The organism is Vibrio sp. 378 (assembly GCF_033339435.1).
In genome coordinates this window covers 1-793 of the sequence record NZ_JAWOUO010000384.1, presented here as the reverse complement: position 1 = coordinate 793, position 793 = coordinate 1, and the positions used below count along the sequence as shown (strand labels likewise).

Sequence of the window (793 nt, the reverse complement as noted above, 5' to 3'; positions counted from 1 at the left end):
TCCTGTAGTAGGGCTTGTTTGGAACAATAAAGTCAAAATGTTCGGTGAGTGTATAGGTTATCCAGAACGTTTCTTTTCCCATCAAGATTTTGATGCAAATGAGATCATTGATCGCTTAACCCTGTCTGTCGCGGAAGGTTACGAACCTAATCACTATGAGCGATATAGAGAGACGGTGAACACGAGCATTAACAAAATGATATCTATGATTTAGGAGTGAATTATGAATGTTGCCTTGATTTTTGCTGGTGGTGTCGGAACCCGAATGCAAAACAGCACTAAACCGAAGCAGTTTTTAGAGCTATATAACAAGCCAGTAATTATATATACACTTGAGAAGTTTGAAGAGAACAAAAACATTGATGCCATTGTTGTGGTTTGCGTTGAACCGTGGATCGATTATTTACGTAAACTGTTGTTCAAATTTGATATTCAGAAAGTGAAGTTTGTTATTCCCGGTGGTGAAACTGGCCAGGAGTCTATATTTAACGGCTTATGTAAGATAGAAGAAGAGTTTGATCATAACTCTGTTGTATTGATTCATGATGGCGTTCGACCTTTAATCAATGACGAAATTATCAACCGAAATATCGAAGCGGTCAAAAGTCACGGTAGTGCGATCACTACTTGTCCTCCAGTAGAGACCTTTGTCCTTGTCGACAATGAAGACGTCGTGAAAGACGTTCACGATCGTTCGTTATCTCGATTAGCGAAAGCGCCACAAAGCTTTTATTTGCGCGATATTCTTAAAGTACATCGTCAAGCGCGTGAGGACTGTTACACCGAAGCGATC

Annotated in this window: 1 protein-coding gene and 1 pseudogene; both read left to right on the top strand. The window is 40.0% G+C overall.

The window, feature by feature from the left end; translation table 11 throughout:
- A pseudogene (locus R7Q48_RS26425) lies at window positions 1–214 on the top strand (polysaccharide pyruvyl transferase family protein); the annotation flags it as partial.
- Between the two features lie 9 nt (window positions 215–223).
- The coding region (locus R7Q48_RS26420) for an IspD/TarI family cytidylyltransferase (protein ID WP_318133165.1) at window positions 224–793 on the top strand (570 nt) is incomplete at its 3' end.